Annotated in this window: 16 protein-coding genes; 7 read left to right on the top strand and 9 right to left on the bottom strand. The window is 52.8% G+C overall.

The window, feature by feature from the left end; genetic code table 11:
- The first annotated feature begins 2 nt into the window (after positions 1-2).
- Positions 3-731 (top strand): phosphate signaling complex protein PhoU, encoded by a 729-nt coding sequence (gene phoU, locus ACZRKO_RS19105; protein ID WP_463738817.1) that lies wholly within the window; start codon positions 3-5, stop codon positions 729-731.
- A 67-nt stretch (positions 732-798) separates the two neighbouring features.
- Here the strand turns inward: phoU and ACZRKO_RS19100 are convergent, their stop codons facing one another.
- Positions 799-1,563, bottom strand: coding sequence for a TetR/AcrR family transcriptional regulator (locus ACZRKO_RS19100; RefSeq protein ID WP_463738816.1), 765 nt, complete (start codon positions 1,561-1,563; stop codon positions 799-801).
- Positions 1,535-2,200, bottom strand: coding sequence for a 6-phosphogluconate phosphatase (gene yieH, locus ACZRKO_RS19095; RefSeq protein ID WP_463738815.1), 666 nt, complete (start codon positions 2,198-2,200; stop codon positions 1,535-1,537). Before yieH ends, ACZRKO_RS19100 begins: the two co-directional genes overlap by 29 nt.
- A 163-nt stretch (positions 2,201-2,363) precedes the next feature.
- On the opposite strand from yieH, the gene ACZRKO_RS19090 reads away from it, so the two are divergent.
- Entirely contained in the window at positions 2,364-3,701 is a 1,338-nt protein-coding gene (locus ACZRKO_RS19090; RefSeq protein ID WP_463738814.1) for an NCS2 family permease, read from the top strand.
- Positions 3,702-3,771: 70 nt separating this feature from the next.
- On the opposite strand, the gene ACZRKO_RS19085 is transcribed toward ACZRKO_RS19090, so the two are convergent.
- Entirely contained in the window at positions 3,772-4,344 is a 573-nt protein-coding gene (locus ACZRKO_RS19085) for an NADPH-dependent FMN reductase (protein ID WP_463738813.1), read from the bottom strand.
- Positions 4,345-4,451: 107 nt separating this feature from the next.
- A complete protein-coding gene (locus tag ACZRKO_RS19080; RefSeq protein WP_463738812.1) occupies positions 4,452-5,177 on the bottom strand; it encodes a 4'-phosphopantetheinyl transferase family protein in 726 nt (241 codons plus the stop codon).
- Between the two features lie 321 nt (positions 5,178-5,498).
- Between ACZRKO_RS19080 and ACZRKO_RS19075 the strand changes: the two genes are divergently transcribed.
- The 4 genes from ACZRKO_RS19075 to ACZRKO_RS19060 all read left to right on the top strand — a co-directional run bounded on the left by ACZRKO_RS19075 (position 5,499) and on the right by ACZRKO_RS19060 (position 11,573).
- A complete protein-coding gene (locus ACZRKO_RS19075; protein ID WP_463738811.1) occupies positions 5,499-7,394 on the top strand; it encodes a methyl-accepting chemotaxis protein in 1,896 nt (631 codons plus the stop codon).
- 351 nt (positions 7,395-7,745) lie between these two features.
- Positions 7,746-8,468, top strand: a complete 723-nt coding sequence (locus ACZRKO_RS19070; RefSeq protein WP_463738810.1) for a gluconate 2-dehydrogenase subunit 3 family protein — start codon at positions 7,746-7,748, stop codon at positions 8,466-8,468.
- On the top strand, positions 8,468-10,246 hold the full coding sequence (locus tag ACZRKO_RS19065) for a GMC family oxidoreductase (RefSeq protein ID WP_463738809.1): 1,779 nt from the start codon (positions 8,468-8,470) through the stop codon (positions 10,244-10,246). The genes ACZRKO_RS19070 and ACZRKO_RS19065 overlap by 1 nt, the downstream gene beginning before the upstream one ends.
- Before the next feature lie 64 nt (positions 10,247-10,310).
- Positions 10,311-11,573 carry a c-type cytochrome gene (locus ACZRKO_RS19060; RefSeq protein ID WP_463738852.1) on the top strand — a complete coding sequence of 421 codons (1,263 nt, stop codon included), beginning with the start codon at positions 10,311-10,313 and terminating at the stop codon, positions 11,571-11,573.
- 73 nt (positions 11,574-11,646) lie between these two features.
- Here ACZRKO_RS19060 and mnmE read toward each other — a convergent pair whose 3' ends face one another.
- The 5 genes from mnmE to rpmH all read right to left on the bottom strand — a co-directional run bounded on the left by mnmE (position 11,647) and on the right by rpmH (position 15,505).
- Positions 11,647-13,011: a tRNA uridine-5-carboxymethylaminomethyl(34) synthesis GTPase MnmE gene (gene mnmE / locus ACZRKO_RS19055; protein WP_463738808.1), complete on the bottom strand. Its 1,365-nt coding sequence runs from the start codon at positions 13,009-13,011 to the stop codon at positions 11,647-11,649.
- A gap of 117 nt (positions 13,012-13,128) precedes the next feature.
- Complete coding sequence (gene yidC, locus ACZRKO_RS19050; RefSeq protein ID WP_463738807.1) at positions 13,129-14,763, bottom strand: membrane protein insertase YidC; 1,635 nt, start codon at positions 14,761-14,763, stop codon at positions 13,129-13,131.
- A gap of 2 nt (positions 14,764-14,765) precedes the next feature.
- On the bottom strand, positions 14,766-15,023 hold the full coding sequence (yidD, locus tag ACZRKO_RS19045; RefSeq protein WP_072009927.1) for a membrane protein insertion efficiency factor YidD: 258 nt from the start codon (positions 15,021-15,023) through the stop codon (positions 14,766-14,768).
- A complete protein-coding gene (gene rnpA, locus ACZRKO_RS19040) occupies positions 14,987-15,346 on the bottom strand; it encodes a ribonuclease P protein component (protein WP_034794314.1) in 360 nt (119 codons plus the stop codon). Before rnpA ends, yidD begins: the two co-directional genes overlap by 37 nt.
- A gap of 18 nt (positions 15,347-15,364) precedes the next feature.
- Positions 15,365-15,505 (bottom strand): 50S ribosomal protein L34, encoded by a 141-nt coding sequence (gene rpmH, locus ACZRKO_RS19035; protein WP_140475521.1) that lies wholly within the window; start codon positions 15,503-15,505, stop codon positions 15,365-15,367.
- 719 nt (positions 15,506-16,224) lie between these two features.
- On the opposite strand from rpmH, the gene dnaA reads away from it, so the two are divergent.
- Entirely contained in the window at positions 16,225-17,622 is a 1,398-nt protein-coding gene (dnaA, locus tag ACZRKO_RS19030) for a chromosomal replication initiator protein DnaA (protein WP_463738806.1), read from the top strand.
- Positions 17,623-17,624: the final 2 nt, after the last annotated feature.

Genomic DNA, 17,624 nt, shown 5'->3' with positions numbered 1-17,624 from the left:
AAATGGATAACCTGAACTTAAATAAACATATTTCCGGCCAGTTCAATGCAGAGCTTGAACACATCCGCACTCAGGTGCTGGCAATGGGCGGGCTGGTTGAGCAGCAACTGACGGACGCTATCACCGCGATGCACAATCAGGACGCGGAGCTGGCGCAGCAGGTCATCAAAGGTGATGACAAAGTGAACATGATGGAAGTGGCGATCGACGAAGCTTGCGTGCGCATTATTGCCAAGCGCCAGCCGACCGCCAGCGACCTGCGCTTAGTGATGGCGATCATCAAAACCATTTCCGAGCTGGAACGCATCGGTGACGTGGCAGATAAAATCTGCCGCACTGCGCTGGAAAAGTTCTCGCACCTGCATCAGCCATTGCTGGTGAGTCTGGAATCTTTGGGCCGCCACACCGTGCAGATGCTGCATGATGTGCTGGACGCCTTTGCCCGCATGGATCTCGACGAAGCGGTGCGTATTTACCGTGAAGATAAGAAAGTGGATCAGGAATACGAAGGCATCGTGCGCCAGCTGATGACCTATATGATGGAAGATCCGCGCACCATTCCAAGCGTGCTGACCGCGCTGTTCTGCGCCCGTTCTATCGAACGCATCGGCGACCGTTGTCAGAACATCTGTGAATTCATCTTCTACTTCGTGAAGGGGCAGGATTTCCGTCACGTTGGCGGTGATGCGCTGGATAAGTTACTGACAGATAACAAAGAAAAGAAAGACTGATCGGTCAGCTAAACCGTTGAAATGAAAAAGGCCTCGAATGAGGCCTTTTTGCTTTCTGAACAAAGTCCTATTTCATCAGGTACCGCAACGCCACCATCACCGCTAGCTGGCGATAGTGCGCGGTCTGGAAGTCGGCTTCTTCCGGGTTTTCAAACAGGGCGCCGAAGGTGTACTGATTGGCGACCTGATGCACACACAGGCTGCTGATCAGCCGGTGCACGTCCCGTGCCTGGGCATCTTCTTTGAACAAATGCCCTTGCTTGCCGCGTTCGAGGATATCTTCCAGCAGGGTTAATGCTGTCTGGTTCAGCGCGCGGATACTGGTGGACTGGCGGATAAACCGGCCACGCAGCATGTTTTCGGTCGAGACAATACGGATGAATTCCGGGTGCGAAACGTGGAAATCAAAACTGGCTTCCACCAGCTTCACAATGGCTTCCGCGGGCGGAGAGGATGACAGGTCCAGATCCAACTCATGCTGGCGGATACCGCGGTAAACATGCTCAAGAACCAGCATGTACAGCGCTTCCTTGGTCTTGTAGTGATAGACCACCATCCGCTTGGTGGTTTTGGCATTGGCGGCGATATTTTCCATGCGCGCGCCCATCAGACCTGATTCGGCAAACTCATTCAGTGCGCTGTCAAAAATGCGCTGTTTCAGTCCTATCGGATCATTTTTGCGTCCCTGAACCGGGGAACTTTGGCTGCTCAGCGTCTTATCCTCATCATTAGCGAACGGGGCCGCGAAAGAGTAACCATTGCGATACGTCGTGACAACCTGCGTATCGCAGTTTGGGAGCCGCTTAACCGGTGATCTGATAACCTTTCTCATGCCAAAGCGCGGGCAGCTCATGCATGTGATGGAATTCGGTGACCAGCGGGTGGTCGATGGGCGGATTATGCGGGTCGGCGCAGTAGTAAAACACCGGGATCCCGGCGGCGATACCGGCCTGAGCACCCGCAACGGAGTCTTCAACCAGAATGCAGTGGTCGATATTTACTTGCATCACTTCGGCAGCTTTGTATAACACCGCCGGGTCCGGTTTCCAGCGCTGTAAATCATAGCCGCTGAACAGGTTATCCCCCATAAACGCCAGCAAACCGGTTTTGCCGAGTGACATCTGCATTTTGCTGACGGGGCCGTTGGACACGACGCACATCGGTATCGTGATTTTTTCCAGCACTTCCCGTGCGCCTTCAATCGCTTGCAGTTTACTGTCAAATAGCCGGGCGACGTGTTGACGGAAAACGACTTCCATCTCCTCTTTTGCGACGTCCAGCCCGTGCGCATTATTGATGATGGCGATGATCTCGTAGAGTTTTACCCCTTTGTAGGTTTTGTACATCTCATCAAAAGAGACCGTAACGCCGAAATGCGCGAACATTTCTACGTAGGCTTCACAGCACAACAGTTCGCTGTCGACCAGCGTGCCGTCGCAGTCAAAAAGTACACATTCAATCGCGGACATCATTCTTCCTCAGCCATTTCGCATTATTGGCTCAACTCTACCCCGAACAGAGTGACATGTGCCGTTAAATGCCAGAAAAAAAGAGTGTGAGCTGCATCAAAAATGGCATTTTTTGGGTTAGGATAGCCCTCGACCGTCATTCCCCCTCTTTTCGGAACTCATAATGAGCAAACCACAAAGCAATGTCTCCAGCGGACAGGGCCTGTTCGAGCGTCTGTTTAAACTGACGCAGCACGGCACTACCGTTCGTACTGAAACTATCGCCGGACTAACAACGTTCCTGACCATGGTCTATATCGTGTTCGTGAACCCGCAGATCCTCGGTGTGGCAGGCATGGATAAGCAAGCCGTCTTCGTGACCACCTGTCTGATTGCCGCCTTTGGCAGCATCCTGATGGGCCTGATTGCCAACCTGCCAGTGGCGCTTGCACCGGCGATGGGCCTGAATGCGTTCTTCGCGTTTGTGGTGGTTGGCGCGATGGGTATTTCATGGCAAATCGGCATGGGTGCTATTTTCTGGGGCGCAATCGGTTTCCTTTTGCTGACGATTTTCCGCATCCGCTACTGGATGATAGCCAACATCCCGGCCAGTCTGAGAATTGGCATTACCGCGGGTATCGGTTTATTCATCGGCATGATGGGGCTGAAAAACGCCGGCATTATCGTGGCGAATCCGGACACTATCGTCACTATCGGCAATCTGACATCACATAACGTTCTGCTTGGTGCTCTGGGCTTCTTCATTATTGCCGTGCTGGCGTCACGTAACATTCATGCCGCTGTGCTGGTGTCTATCGTGGTGACGACGGTGATTGGTCTGGCAATCGGTGACGTGCATTACACCGGTACCTTCTCCATGCCGCCAAGCGTGATGTCGGTAGTTGGTCAGGTTGATATCAAAGGCGCGTTGAATATTGGTCTGGCGGGGGTGATTTTCTCCTTCATGCTGGTCAACTTGTTTGACTCCTCTGGCACGCTGATTGGCGTGACGGACAAAGCTGGGCTGACCGACGCCAACGGCAAATTCCCGCAAATGAATCAGGCGCTGTACGTTGACAGTATCGCCTCGGTTGCTGGTGCGTTTGTCGGTACTTCCTCGGTGACTGCGTATATCGAAAGTTCTTCCGGCGTTGCAGTCGGTGGCCGTACCGGTCTTACTGCCGTGGTTACCGGCATTCTGTTCCTGCTGGTGATCTTCATCTCCCCGCTGGCGGGCATGGTGCCTGCTTACGCGGCAGCGGGTGCGCTGATTTACGTCGGTGTACTGATGACCTCAAGTCTGGCCCGCGTCACCTGGGATGACCTGACCGAAGCCGTGCCGGCGTTTGTCACTGCAGTGATGATGCCGTTCAGCTTCTCGATCACCGAAGGTATCGCGCTGGGCTTTATCTCCTACGTGGTGATGAAACTCGGTACCGGTCGCTGGAGAGAAATCAGCCCGTGCGTGGTGGTCGTTGCGCTGCTGTTTGTGCTGAAAATTGTGTTTGTCGATAGTCACTAAAGCCTTCCTCTGACGCCATAAAAAAAGCCCGCTAAAACATCAGCGGGCTTTTTTGTTTGCGGGCGAAGTGTTATTTCAACGCAACCCGGCGGGTATAATCTGCGAAGGCCGTTAACTGACCGGTCAGGAAATCCAGCGTGCCCTGTTCGATCACTTCGCCAATCTGCTCATCGACTTTACTCTGAATCACACCCCCCATAAATTCAGGACGGTTCATTACCATCGCGTCGAGGAACACCAGAATCTGACGCAGATGATACTGGCAGCGTGCGCCACCAATCGGTCCCATTGAGCTGGTCTGGATTAGCACCGGTTTACCTGCCAGCGGCTGATTAGGGAGGCGCGACAACCAGTCGATGGCATTTTTCAGGCCACCCGGAACGGAGTAGTTGTATTCCGGGGTGACGATGATCACGCCGTCGGCTTGACGGATCTGCTCGGCGATAGCCTCAATGTCTGCCGGGAAACCCTCTCCCTGCTGAATATCCGCATCGTACAGCGGCAGGCTGCCAATAGATGGCAAGGCCTCAACAGTGACACCTTCCGGAGCCAGTTTTGGCAAAGTACGGGCGATCATGGCGTTGTAAGAGCCTTTACGCAGGCTACCTAACAGTGTGACAAACTTCAGTGGTTGCGTTGACATTGACTACTCCTGTTATGGACGACTTCTGAAATGGAGCTTAGCCTAAATCTAGACCAGATTGTGGGTGCCGGACAGGGGGGGCCCCGGCGTCTTGTGCTGAAGCAGAGTTATTTTGCCGGAGGCAGGCTGGTGAACTTCATAAAATGCGGCGAATCAGGCTGCTGCTGTGGTGACAAAGTTTGTGTGCGGGTGAAGCCGTTGTCCGGATCATAACGCCAGCACAGTAACCGCACGATAGACGGTGAATGCGCACAGGCCCAGGTCAGGGAGCCGTCGATATCGCTCATCACCTGTGCTTCGGGCGTCAGGGCTGAGCGCAGACGGCCCGATGCAGGGTTCAGGCTCAGGCTCTTCTCTCCATACTCGGTCAGGCCGGACAGTTTCAGCATACTTTGACGAATGCACCAAAGTTGCAGAGCGGATTCCACCGGATCGCTTTGCAGGTTAATCCACGTCTGCTCAACGGCGGACAGTTGTGCCTGTTGCTGCGGATTGATCAGCGCGCTGCGGGCATGGATTATCTCCAGATCCAGCCCGACCTTTCCTTCGCTGCTGAGCATGACACCGGCGGTGCTGCCTGCAAATGCCAGACTGAAATCCGGCAGGTTAGGCGATTCAAAACTCGGGCGTCCGCTCGGTAAAATGATGATGGCGGGCAGCTCGGTGATGCCGTACAGGTAAAACATCATCTCTGCCAGCAGAACGCGGCCGGTCAGAAAACGTTTACGCTGTTTTTCGGAAATAATTCTTGCGGATAAAATTACGTCGGCGGGAAGGCGGTGAGTATCCGGCTCAGGATCCGCTGCTACCCATTTAGCGAAATGGCACGCCATTGTTCACTCCATGATTAATGGTTCGGCTTATTTTCTCTCAGGGCTCGAAGAATAACATTAAGAGAAATCATTAAAAACTGCTTAAAAATCGCCTCAAAATCCCTTTTTTTGCTTAAAAAAGCGTTTAAACCGCAAAAAAGTGAGCCAGCTCACATTCTTATGTCGTAGGGGGTAAGAATTACAAACCGAACGATATTCCTACGGGGAATTGATCCCTGTTAGTCACAAGATATATCCACTACAAAGACATAAAGAAACGCCGGAAAATGCCGTTAGTAGTAGAGCAGCGATCTCGCTGCTTTGCCTGTGAGTACCGCGAAAATGTTAAAAACAACGCAATCACGCTTTATCACTTTGATCAGCTTATTTTTTATTGTGCTGGTTATCGTTACGCTCATTGTCATCCAGGTTTTTATCTCTCCTAAACTGAAACAGGCCGAAAGTACGCTGGTCGCAAACCAGGTAGACGACATCGCCGTGGTGATTAACGACCGTCTGAACAAAGTCGAATCTCAGGTTCGCAGCATTACCCAAAGTGTGGCGCAGATGGACAGCGCGACAATCGACACTCTCTTGCCGGCGCTGGTGGATCAGTACGGCGACAGCGCGGTGTTTGGCGGCGGTATCTGGCCGTTACCCAATCAGCGTGACCCTGCCAAAGTGAAGTTCAGCACCTTCTTCGCCCGCAACAGCAATAATGAACTGACCGTTAACACGTTCTGGAACAGCGCAGAATCGTCAAATTACTTTGAGCAGTCCTGGTATCTGGCAGCCTCGAAAGGTGAAAAGGGCCAATGTATCTGGGCACCGGCTTACTTTGATGATGCCAGCACCCAGCCGCGAACCAACTGTGCAATGGCCATTTATAAGGGCGATAAACAGTGGGGCGTGGCCACCATTGACGTGACGCTGGGTTTCTTCAACCAACTGGTTACCGACATGGAGAAAAAGGTCAACGGGGCAATTTACATCGTCGAGCAGGATGGCACTGTCGTTGGCACCAGCCACAGCAGCGATGAAAAACTGCCGAAACTGGCTTCGCTCGGCGAGCAGTCGCCGCTGGCGGCACAAATCCGCAAAAGTCTCGACCAGATCAAAGAGAGCAGTAATCTGGTGGCGGATTACAACAATGATGGGACCGATCACACCCTGTTTATGAGCAAGATTCAGGGGCCGTGGTACATCGTAACCGACATGCCAACCAGCCAGTTATTGCAACGTACCCACGGCATTCTTGCCAGTCTGGGACTGGTGCAAATCCCGATGGTATTACTCCTGTTGCTGGTGCTGATTGCCTCAATCAAAATCTTCATGCGTCAGCTTGCGGCGCTCAATAAAAACATCAGCCAGCTATCTGCCGGTGGGGCCGATCTGACCCAACGTTTACCGCCGAGCAGCAGCCCAGAATTTAACGCCGTAAACCGCAGCTTTAATAACTTCCTCGACTTCCTGCAATCCATTCTTAAACAGGTGGGGGACAGCACGCTGGCGATCGCCTCTGCGTCGCGCCAGATAGCCAGCGGAAATCTGGATCTCTCGGCGCGTACCGAAGAACAGGCGAGCTCTATCGAACAAACGGCGGCATCCATGGAGCAATTGACCAGCACCGTGAAGCAGAATGCCGGGAATGCAGAAGGTGCTAACCAGCTGGCGCGTGATGCGTCTGCCGTGGCAGAAAAAGGCACGCGGGTGGTGCGGCAGGTTGTGGACACCATGGGATCGATCAACGGTTCTTCGAAGAAAATTGTCGATATCATCAGTGTGATCGACGGTATTGCGTTCCAGACCAACATTCTGGCACTGAATGCCGCGGTTGAAGCCGCCCGTGCCGGAGAGCAGGGCCGTGGCTTCGCCGTGGTGGCCTCTGAAGTACGTAGCCTCGCTCAGCGTTCGGCCACCTCTGCACGCGAAATCAAAAAACTGATCGAGGACTCTGTGGCGGATATCACCACCGGCAGTCAGTTGGTGTCGACGGCAGGTGCGACGATGGATGAATTGATGGTTGGTGTTAACAATGTGGCAACATTAATGGGCGAAATCATGTCCTCAAGTCAGGAGCAGAGCCTTGGTATCGAGCAGGTCAATATAGCGATCACCCAGCTTGATAACACCACGCAACAAAACGCCGCGCTGGTGGAGCAAGTTTCTGCAGCGGCACAGGCTATGCAGGACCAGACGCTGCAACTTGAGACGGTGGTCGCCGGTTTTAAACTCTGAAATAACGTTATAACATACTGAAAATAAAAGCCTGATACTTTTCGCATCAGGCTTTTATTAGGCTCAATGGCTGATGAAACTTTCTCCTGTGGAAAAACAGCACAATTTGTACGTTGGTAGGATCTTCTCTTTATCCCCGCTTACCTTGCTTTTTATTCTGAACAAAACCCGCTTAAACCCTCATTGTTGTAGGGGATTTCTGGTATGGCAGTAGAATGTTTTATCAGCAAAATAATCCGCACACGCTGTAATGATTTGCAACCTAACTATGATTAACAATCTATATACAAATAACTATTCTTTTTGGTGGATGTGTTTATTGACTGTTAATTATTAGTGTGAGGATCACCTATGTCGGAAAAAAATAATAACCCGTCTTCGAGGCGCGGCTTTCTTAAAAAGACGCTCGCCTTAGTGCCTCTGGTTGCCACCGTTTCGACTGGCGCAATGGCGCTTTCACCTAAAAGTAGTAAAGCCGCAGAGGGTGTTTCCCCGCATTACGTGCCGGTTTATTTTAACAATGAAGAGTGGCGTTTTCTGCTCGCCGCCTGTGAACGGCTGATCCCAACCGATGCCAATGGGCCTGGCGCCGTCAGTCAGGGCGTTCCGGAATATATCGACAAACAGATGGAACTGCCCTATGGGCACGGCGGTTTGTGGTACATGCACCCGCCCTTTGTTGAAGCCGCTCCGACTCTGGGATACCAGTCCAAACTGACACCCCGTGATACCTATCGCATCGGTATCAAAGCGGTGGATACCTACTGCCAGCAGGAATTTCAGAAGAAATTCGCAGATTTATCCGTTCAGCAGCAAAACGATCTGCTGACGTCGCTCGAAGCCAACAACCTGAAATTTGATGAGCTCACCGGCGCGGCATTCTTCGCTCAACTTCTGGCAAATACCAAAGAGGGCTATTTGTCTGACCCGCTCCACGGTGGGAATCAGGACCTGGCGTCGTGGAAAATGATTGGTTTCCCCGGTGCGCGCGCCGATTACAAAGATTGGGCAGGGAAGCATAACCAGGCCTATCCGCTTGGCCCGGTCAGTATTTCCAGCAAAAGGAATGCGTAATGAGTACTCAAAAAAATAAGCATGTTGATGTGGTAGTCGTTGGGCTGGGCTGGACTGGTGCCATTATGGCGATGGAACTGGCCGAAGCCGGCCTTGAAGTGATGGCATTGGAGCGCGGTGAGCAGCGCGATACCTACCCTGATTTCGCCTATCCGCGTATCGCGGACGAACTGACCTACGGCATACGCCTGAAGCTATTTCAGGAGACCGCCAAAGAGACGGTGACCGTGCGCCATACGTCGGCTGATTTCGCTGTACCTTACCGCCAGTTCGGCGCATTCCTGCCAGGGAACGGCGTCGGTGGTGCCGGGGTGCACTGGAATGGTATGCAGTGGCGTGCGCTGCCTGCGGATCTGACCATGCGTTCAACCGTGGTGGATCGCTATGGCGAGAAATTTATCCCTGCGGATATGACCGTGCAGGATCATGGCGTGACCTATGATGAGCTTGAACCCTATTTCGACAAATTCGAGCGGCTGTGCGGGACTTCCGGTACGGCGGGGAATATTCAGGGCAAGATCATCGAAGGCGGCAATCCGTTTGAAGCACCGCGCCAGCAGGGCTACCCGACGCCCGCGCTGACGCAGCTCTACTCCGGCTCACTGTTTGGCGATGCGGCGAAATCGCTCGGGTTCCACCCGTTCCCCATTCCGGCCGCCAATGCCTCAGAGTCTTATACCAACTTCTACGGTGTGCAGCTGGGTGCCTGTAATTTTTGTGGTTACTGCGAGCGTTTCGGCTGTTACAACTATTCGAAGGCCTCACCGCAAAGCACGATTTTGCCTGCGCTCTACCAGAAGAAGAATTTCACGCTGAAAACCCGCGCACAGGTGGTACGAATCAATACGGACTCCACCGGCAATAAAGCCACCGGCGTCACCTACATTGATGCCTATGGTCAGGAAGTCGAACAAACGGCGGATCTGGTGATCCTGAGTGCCTTCCAATTGCATAATGTGCGTCTGCTGCTGATGTCGAAAATCGGTACGCCTTATGATCCGAAAACGGGGGAAGGAGTGGTGGGAAAAAACTTCGCCTATCAGATGAACAGCGGTATCTCACTGTTCTTTGATGAGAGCAAAATCTTCAACCCGTTTATCGGCGCGGGGGCGGCGGGGACCGTCATTGATGACTTCAATGCGGAAAACTTTGATCACGCCAAACTGGGCTTTATCGGTGGGGCGTATATTTCTGCGGTGCGTACCGGCGGGCGTCCAATCCAGCAAATGTCCTTACCAAAAGGCACGCCAAATTGGGGCAGCGGCTGGAAACAGGGTATCAAAGAGAATTATCTGCATTCGATGTCCATCGGTTCTGAAGGCTCAGTGATGCCGTATAAACAGTGTTATCTGGATCTGGACCCGACCTATAAAGACGGTTATGGCTATCCTTTATTACGCATGACTTTTGACTGGCAGGATAACGAATACAAGATGACCGATCACATTACGCAGCAGATGATGAAAATCGCCAACGTGCTGAATCCAAAAAGTATGTCGGTCAGTCAGCTAAAACCGGGTGACCATTTTGACGTGAAACCTTATCAGTCCACCCACATTACCGGTGGCGCGATCATGGGGGATTCACCGAAAAACAGCGTAGTGAACAAATACCTGCAAAGCTGGGATGTGCCGAATCTGTTCGTGCTGGGGGCGTCGGCGTTCCCGCAGAATCTGGCCTACAACCCGACGGGCGTTGTGGGGGCGCTGGCCTATTTCGCCGCCAACGCGATTCGTACGCAGTACTTAGCCCATCCGGGACCTTTGGTTCAGGCATAATCAGGACGATATCATGATCAAAGCAAAAAAAAGTTCGTTATGGCGCTGCGGATTGTGGCTGGGCATGGGCCTGACCGGAGTGTCACTGACGGCGCAGGTTCTGGCGGCCGAAGAGAGCGACACCAGCGCACGTATTAAACAGGGCGAATACCTTTCCCGCGCCGGTGACTGTGTGGCCTGCCATACCGCACCCGGCGGCAAGCCGTTCGCCGGTGGCCTGAAAATGAGTACGCCGGTGGGCGCTATCTATTCCAGCAATATTACCCCGGATAAAAATACCGGCATCGGTGATTACAACGAGGAAGATTTCAGTAAAGCGCTGCGTCAGGGGATTGCCAAAGATGGTCATCATCTCTATCCGGCCATGCCTTACCCGTCATTCAGTAAGATGACGGATAACGATGTGCATAATCTGTATCTCTATTTCACCCATCAGGTTGCGGTGGTCGATCAGAAGAACCGCGAGAGCGATATTCCGTTCCCGCTGAATATGCGCTGGCCGTTAGCCGTGTGGAACAGCGTTTTCCTCGAGAAGAAGCCCTATTATTCCGACCCGCAACAAACCGCTGACTGGAACCGCGGAGCCTATCTGGTGCAGGGCTTAGGCCACTGCGGCAGCTGCCACACGCCGCGCGGCATTGGCTATCAGGAAAAAGCGCTCGACCAGAACGACGGCGACTATCTCTCCGGCGGTACGCTGGAGGGCTGGCATGCCCCCAACCTGCGTGGTGATGCCACTATCGGTTTGGGGCAGTGGAATGAAGCGGAGATCAGTCAGTTCCTCGAACGCGGCCACACTGAACGCTCTGCGGCCTTTGGCTCGATGGTGGATGTGATTCAGGACAGCACCCAATACCTGAGTGATGAAGACCGCCAGGCCATCGCGGTTTACCTGAAATCTCTGCCGTCCGACGGTAAACTCCGGGTGCAGGTGAATAACGACAGTACGACTCAGGCGTTGGAAAAAGGAGACGTATCGAAAGCGGGGGCGCAGGTCTATCTGGATAACTGCTCGGGCTGTCATCTGTCCAGCGGACAGGGTGAGAAAAATGCCTTCCCGCAGCTGGCGCAGAACCCGGCCGTGGTCAGCGAGGATGCTTCTTCCGTGATCAACATTGTATTAAACGGTTCTCACGCACCGAGAACGCAAAAAGCGCCAACCGGGCTGACTATGCCGGGCTTTGCGTGGCGCCTGAACGATCAGGAAGTGGCGGACGTGGTGAACTTCATCCGCAATGGTTGGGGCAATCAGGCACCGGACATCAGCGCCTCTCAGGTGAAGGAAATCCGTAAACTGACTAAACCGGCAGAGAAGAAAAAGCCCTAACCGCCAGATAACTTTCAACAAAAAGGGTAAGTGATCACTCACTTACCCTTTTTCAATACTGGCTTTGCCAGCATTATTTCCCGATACAGAAGCTGGAGAAAATTCGCCCCAGCAGGTCGTCAGACGTGAACTCACCGGTGATCTCACTCAGGGCAAGCTGCGACATACGCAGCTCTTCAGCCAGTAATTCCCCTGCGCGCGCCCCAAGTAGCTGATCTTTACCCTGAATCAGGTGCTCTGCGGCCTGCTCCAGCGCCTGTAAGTGGCGGCGGCGGGCGAGGAAACCGCCTTCCATGTTGTGATTGAAGCCCATAACCTGCTTCAGATGGTCGCGCAGCAGATCAATACCTTCACCGGTACGGGCTGACAGGCGAATAAGTGAGTGACCATTCACTTCGGTAGTACCCAGCGCTTCACCCGTGATGTCTGCCTTATTGCGTACCACCACGATAGGCAATGTCGCCGGCAGGCGGGCCATAAACTCTGGCCAGAGTTGCGCCGGTTCTGTGGCACTGGTGGTGGTACCGTCAACCATAAACAATACTAAGTCGGCCTGTTCGATCTCATTCCACGCACGTTCGATACCAATGCGTTCCACTTCGTCGCTGGCTTCCCGCAAACCTGCGGTATCGATGATGTGTAAAGGCATACCGTCGAGGTGAATATGTTCGCGTAATACGTCGCGCGTGGTCCCGGCGATATCAGTAACAATCGCCGCTTCACGGCCTGCCAGCGCGTTCAGCAGGCTGGATTTTCCGGCATTCGGGCGACCGGCAATCACGACTTTCATCCCTTCACGCAGCAGGCTGCCCTGACGTGCTTCAGCGCGCACGGCATCCAGATCACCGATAACCGTATTGAGCTGGGCTTCTATTTTGCCATCGGACAGGAAATCAATTTCCTCGTCCGGGAAGTCGATCGCAGCTTCCACGAAGATGCGCAGGTGAGTGAGGGCTTCCACCAGATGATGGATGCGTTTAGAGAATGCACCCTGCAACGAGTTAACCGCTGAACGTGCTGCCTGCTCGGAGCTGGCATCAATCAGATCAGCGATGGCTTCGGCCTGCGCCAGATCCAACTTGTCATTGAGGAAGGCACGCTCGGAGAATTCGCCGGGACGCGCAATACGTACTCCGTCCAGCGAGATAATGCGTTTAAGCAGCAGGTCGAGGATCACTGGTCCGCCGTGGCCCTGCAACTCCAACACATCTTCGCCGGTGAAGGAGTTTGGTCCGGGGAACCACAGCGCGATGCCCTGATCCAGCGTTGAACCATCCGCATCGCGAAACGGCAAATAATCGGCGTAGCGGGGCTTGGGTAACTTACCTAAGATTTCCTGCGCAATTTGCCTCGCCGCACGGCCAGAAACGCGCAGAATGCCGACTCCGCCCCTGCCGGGAGGGGTAGCCTGGGCAACGATGGTATCTGAGGTGCTCATAGCGGATGGTCTCTCTATCTTTTTACGAATATGCAAAAGGCGGTCAAATGACCGCCTTTGTCTTAGTATCATCAGTTTTGCTATCAGGACGGGTTCCGCCCTGAGCTTAACGTAAACTTATGATTTTTTCTTGTCGCGGCTGTGCAGGCCACGTTTTTCCAGCCCGCGATAAATCAGCTGCTGCTGGAGAATGGTAACCATGTTGCTGACGATGTAGTACAGCACCAGACCTGATGGGAACCACAGGAAGAACACGGTGAAGATGACCGGCATGAAGGTCATGATCTTCTGCTGCATAGGGTCTGTGACGGTGGTCGGCGACATCTTCTGGATGAAGAACATCGTGATACCCATCAGAACCGGCAGAATGTAGTACGGGTCTTGCGCTGAGAGGTCATGGATCCACAAGGCGAACGGCGCATGGCGCAGTTCAATGGAGCCAGACAGCATATAATACAGCGCCAGGAAGATTGGCATCTGGATAACCAGCGGCAGACAACCACCCAACGGGTTCACTTTCTCTGTTTTATACAGCGCCATCATTTCCTGACTCATGCGCTGTTTGTCATCACCAATACGCTCACGCATGGCAGCCAGTTTCGGCTGCAACATACGCATTTTCGCCATGGAGGTGTACTGCGCTTTGGTCAGCGGGTACATGATGCCACGAACGATAAAGGTGATAACGATAATGGAGAAGCCCCAGTTACCGATGAAGCTGTGGATAAACTTCAGCAGTTTGAACAGCGGCTGAGAGATGAACCACAACCAGCCATAGTCTACTGTCAGGTCAAGATGTGGCGCGATAGCGGCCATTTTATCCTGAATTTCCGGGCCAACCCACAGAGTTGAAGCAACTTGTTGTTGCGCACCAGGCTGAACAACAAACGGGGAGCTTTTGAAGCCTACCGCTGAGATGCCGTTGTTAGTGGTGGTGTAGAAATGGTTGGTATCGTTGGCTGGTGGGATCCACGCCGTTGCAAAGTATTGCTGCAACATAGCAACCCAACCGCCTTGCGTCGTGACATTTAGCGCATCGCTCTTATCGAACGCATACTTCTGATATTTGTCATCGCTGGAAGAGTAAGCCGCGCCGCGGAAAGTGTGCAGGGCGAAGTTATTGCTTCCGGTGTCTTTGTGTTTTGGCAGGTCAGTCGTCTGACGCAGCTGACCGAACAGGGTCATTTCAAGCGGGGCTGGCGTGGTGTTATTGATGTTGTATTCAACATTTACCGCGTAAGAGCCACGTTTGAGAACAAAGGTCTTGGTGATCACTGCGCCATTCTGAGCCGTATAGGTCAGTGGGATACGCAATTCGGCCTGGCCTTCACCTAACGTGAAGTCATCCTGGCTTGCCTGGAACAGAGGACGTTCGCCGTTTGCCGGATTATCAGGACCATTTTTGCCTGTCAGACCGCTTTGAGCCTGATAGACGAAATTAGGAGTGGTTTCCAGAAGCTGGAAGGGTTGGTTTGAACCCAGAGTCGTTGGGTATGCAGTCAGCAACGCCTGGTCAATGTCGCCACCACGGGTGTTGATGCTTAATGAAAGCACGTCAGTATTAACCGTGATCATTTTGCCCTGTCCGCTGCCAGGAACAGCCTGGTTAGCAGCATCGCCGTTAGCAGTATTCGCTGTCTGTTGCGTGGTCTGGTTGGCTGGTTGCGGAGCGTGGTCCGTCTGCCAGGCCTGCCAGATCATGAAAGACACGAACAGCAGAGCGATGAGAAAAAGATTGCGTTGCGAATCCATCGTTAGAGTTCTCTGTTATTGTCGGTTTTCGGCGGCACGGGGTCATCACCACCTGGGTTCAAAGGATGGCATTTTAATACGCGTTTCAATGTCAACCAACTGCCTTTTAACATGCCAAAACGACCAATTGCCTCAATACCGTATTGAGAGCAGGTTGGTCGAAAACGACAATGCGGCCCAAGCAAGGGACTGATAAAAAGCTGATAACCACGTATCAGCCCGATCAGGATGCGGGAGCCTGCCGGCAATGTCGACGCCATAATTTCTCCAACGCTTCCGTCAACGCACGATTATCTAAATCGGCGACACCCTTCTTGGCAACCACCACAAAATCCATCGAAGGCAACTTATGCTGCAGTAGCCGGAAACTTTCGCGGGTAAGGCGTTTGATCCGGTTACGCTCATGAGCGCGTTTGACGTGTTTTTTGGCGACAGTAAGACCCATGCGGGGATGCCCCAGCTCGTTCAGGCGGCCGAGTATCGTAATTTGCGGCGTGCCAGCTCGTTGTGGCTGCTGGAAGACGAAAGTGAAATGACGGGGAGTTAACAAACGTAACTCCCTGGGAAAAGCGAGCTTAACCACTAAATAGGTTAGCTTTTATTACTTGGAAGCTGACAGACGGGTACGGCCTTTCGCACGACGGCGGGCCAGAACCAGACGACCATTTTTGGTTGCCATACGAGCACGGAAACCGTGGCTACGGTTGCGCTTCAATACGGACGGTTGGAAAGTGCGTTTCATAGCGATTTCTACCTAAACTTAAATTATTACTGATCAGTAAACGCGTTGGCTGTCGGCGAAAAAACGACCGATGCCTTTATCGCAACATATAAAGAAGCGGGATTGTAATAACTGTACAGTCCGGAGTCAATTTACATTGCCAGAAAGTGGCCATATGTATTTACCAGGGATGCCATAATGGCCCGTGGTTACCGCTTAATCCCATCAGGCTGACCATCAGGAACACAGGCATCACACGTAGGGCTGAGGATTATACGGAATCCGCCATAAAGCGCAAGGATCCGCGCCTGATCCTTACACTTTTATCCTCCGATCCTATGATCATTCCTATAACAAATAGCCTGACCACTGGGTTACAAATGCATCAGTGGAATCTTATTTTTTCGCCACCGTGATCGTAACATCGCCTAATTTTTTAAGGATCGGCTAAGCTTACCCACTTGGCGATCGTAGCCTGTGGATAAAAAGGATCTAATCTGTCAGGAAGGGGAGGATCTCTGTGCCGGATTGCGTTATGATCCGCCATTCAGATTCGCGATCCCTCCCGGTTCGCCGTCGACAAATCCGCAAAAAGCGGTTCGCACGTTGCTTCACATCGCTGACAGGGTGATGCGAAGACTTTTCCCCCGCTACGCCGGGCGGAGCGTGTGCCAAAAATCATGATTTAAAAAATATCCTGATCCTTTTCTTTTTTTGATCTTGTTCGAGTGGAGTCCGCCGTGTCACTTTCGCTTTGGCAGCAATGTCTTGCCCGTTTGCAGGATGAGTTACCTGCCACAGAATTCAGTATGTGGATACGCCCCTTGCAGGCGGAACTCAGTGACAATACTTTGGCGCTTTACGCACCGAATCGTTTTGTCTTGGATTGGGTGAGAGATAAATACTTAAACAACATCAACGGATTGCTCAACGACTTCTGTGGGGCGGATGTGCCATTGCTGCGTTTTGAAGTGGGCAGTAAGCCGCTTATCCAGCGTGTTAACCAGCCCGTTACCACCGCCAGCATCAGCTCACCGGCTAGCCACCAACCGGTGCCACGCCTTGCGCCTTCGCGCCCCAGCTGGGACAGCTCTGCGGCGCAGCCTGAATTGTCTTATCGTTCCAACGTCAACCCCAAGCACACTTTCGATAACTTCGTTGAAGGTAAATCGAACCAGCTGGCCCGCGCTGCGGCACGCCAAGTGGCCGATAATCCGGGCGGTGCTTACAACCCTTTATTCCTTTATGGCGGTACCGGTCTCGGTAAAACCCACTTATTGCACGCGGTCGGCAACGGCATCATGGCGCGAAAAGCCAATGCAAAAGTGGTGTACATGCACTCCGAGCGTTTTGTTCAGGACATGGTTAAAGCGCTGCAAAATAACGCCATTGAAGAGTTCAAACGCTATTACCGCTCGGTCGATGCCCTGCTTATCGATGACATCCAATTTTTTGCCAATAAAGAGCGTTCCCAGGAAGAGTTTTTCCACACCTTTAATGCCCTGCTGGAAGGCAATCAGCAGATCATCCTGACATCTGATCGTTATCCGAAAGAGATCAACGGTGTTGAAGATCGCCTGAAGTCCCGCTTCGGTTGGGGTTTGACCGTGGCGATCGAACCGCCTGAGCTTGAAACTCGCGTAGCGATCCTCATGAAAAAAGCCGACGAAAATAACATTCGTCTGCCGGGTGAAGTGGCGTTCTTTATTGCTAAACGTCTGCGTTCTAACGTCCGTGAACTTGAGGGCGCACTGAACCGGGTTATCGCCAATGCCAACTTTACTGGCCGGGCGATCACCATCGACTTCGTTCGCGAAGCACTGCGTGATTTATTAGCGCTGCAAGAGAAGTTGGTCACCATTGATAATATTCAGAAAACGGTGGCCGAGTATTATAAGATTAAGATCGCAGACTTGCTTTCCAAACGGCGTTCCCGTTCGGTAGCCCGCCCGCGCCAGATGGCGATGGCACTGGCTAAAGAGCTCACCAACCACAGCCTGCCAGAAATCGGCGATGCGTTCGGTGGTCGCGATCATACAACGGTGTTGCACGCCTGCCGTAAAATCGAGCAGCTGCGTGAAGAAAGTCACGACATCAAAGAAGATTTCTCCAACTTAATCAGAACATTATCCTCCTAGCG

Source organism: Ewingella sp. C233 (genome assembly GCF_055407225.1).
This window is presented reverse-complemented; position numbering and strand designations above follow the sequence as displayed.

Excerpts from the sequence above, each read along its gene's own strand:
- yidD (WP_072009927.1), bottom strand. The coding sequence starts at position 15,023 with ATGGCGTCGACATTGCCGGCAGGCTCCCGCATCCTGATCGGGCTGATA.
- mnmE (WP_463738808.1), bottom strand. The coding sequence starts at position 13,011 with ATGAGCACCTCAGATACCATCGTTGCCCAGGCTACCCCTCCCGGCAGG.
- ACZRKO_RS19085 (WP_463738813.1), bottom strand. The coding sequence starts at position 4,344 with ATGTCAACGCAACCACTGAAGTTTGTCACACTGTTAGGTAGCCTGCGT.
- rpmH (WP_140475521.1), bottom strand. The coding sequence starts at position 15,505 with ATGAAACGCACTTTCCAACCGTCCGTATTGAAGCGCAACCGTAGCCAC.
- ACZRKO_RS19075 (WP_463738811.1), top strand. The coding sequence starts at position 5,499 with ATGTTAAAAACAACGCAATCACGCTTTATCACTTTGATCAGCTTATTT.
- ACZRKO_RS19090 (WP_463738814.1), top strand. The coding sequence starts at position 2,364 with ATGAGCAAACCACAAAGCAATGTCTCCAGCGGACAGGGCCTGTTCGAG.
- ACZRKO_RS19065 (WP_463738809.1), top strand. The coding sequence starts at position 8,468 with ATGAGTACTCAAAAAAATAAGCATGTTGATGTGGTAGTCGTTGGGCTG.
- yieH (WP_463738815.1), bottom strand. The coding sequence starts at position 2,200 with ATGTCCGCGATTGAATGTGTACTTTTTGACTGCGACGGCACGCTGGTC.
- ACZRKO_RS19060 (WP_463738852.1), top strand. The coding sequence starts at position 10,311 with ATGGGCCTGACCGGAGTGTCACTGACGGCGCAGGTTCTGGCGGCCGAA.
- ACZRKO_RS19080 (WP_463738812.1), bottom strand. The coding sequence starts at position 5,177 with ATGGCGTGCCATTTCGCTAAATGGGTAGCAGCGGATCCTGAGCCGGAT.
- ACZRKO_RS19070 (WP_463738810.1), top strand. The coding sequence starts at position 7,746 with ATGTCGGAAAAAAATAATAACCCGTCTTCGAGGCGCGGCTTTCTTAAA.
- ACZRKO_RS19100 (WP_463738816.1), bottom strand. The coding sequence starts at position 1,563 with ATGAGAAAGGTTATCAGATCACCGGTTAAGCGGCTCCCAAACTGCGAT.
- yidC (WP_463738807.1), bottom strand. The coding sequence starts at position 14,763 with ATGGATTCGCAACGCAATCTTTTTCTCATCGCTCTGCTGTTCGTGTCT.
- phoU (WP_463738817.1), top strand. The coding sequence starts at position 3 with ATGGATAACCTGAACTTAAATAAACATATTTCCGGCCAGTTCAATGCA.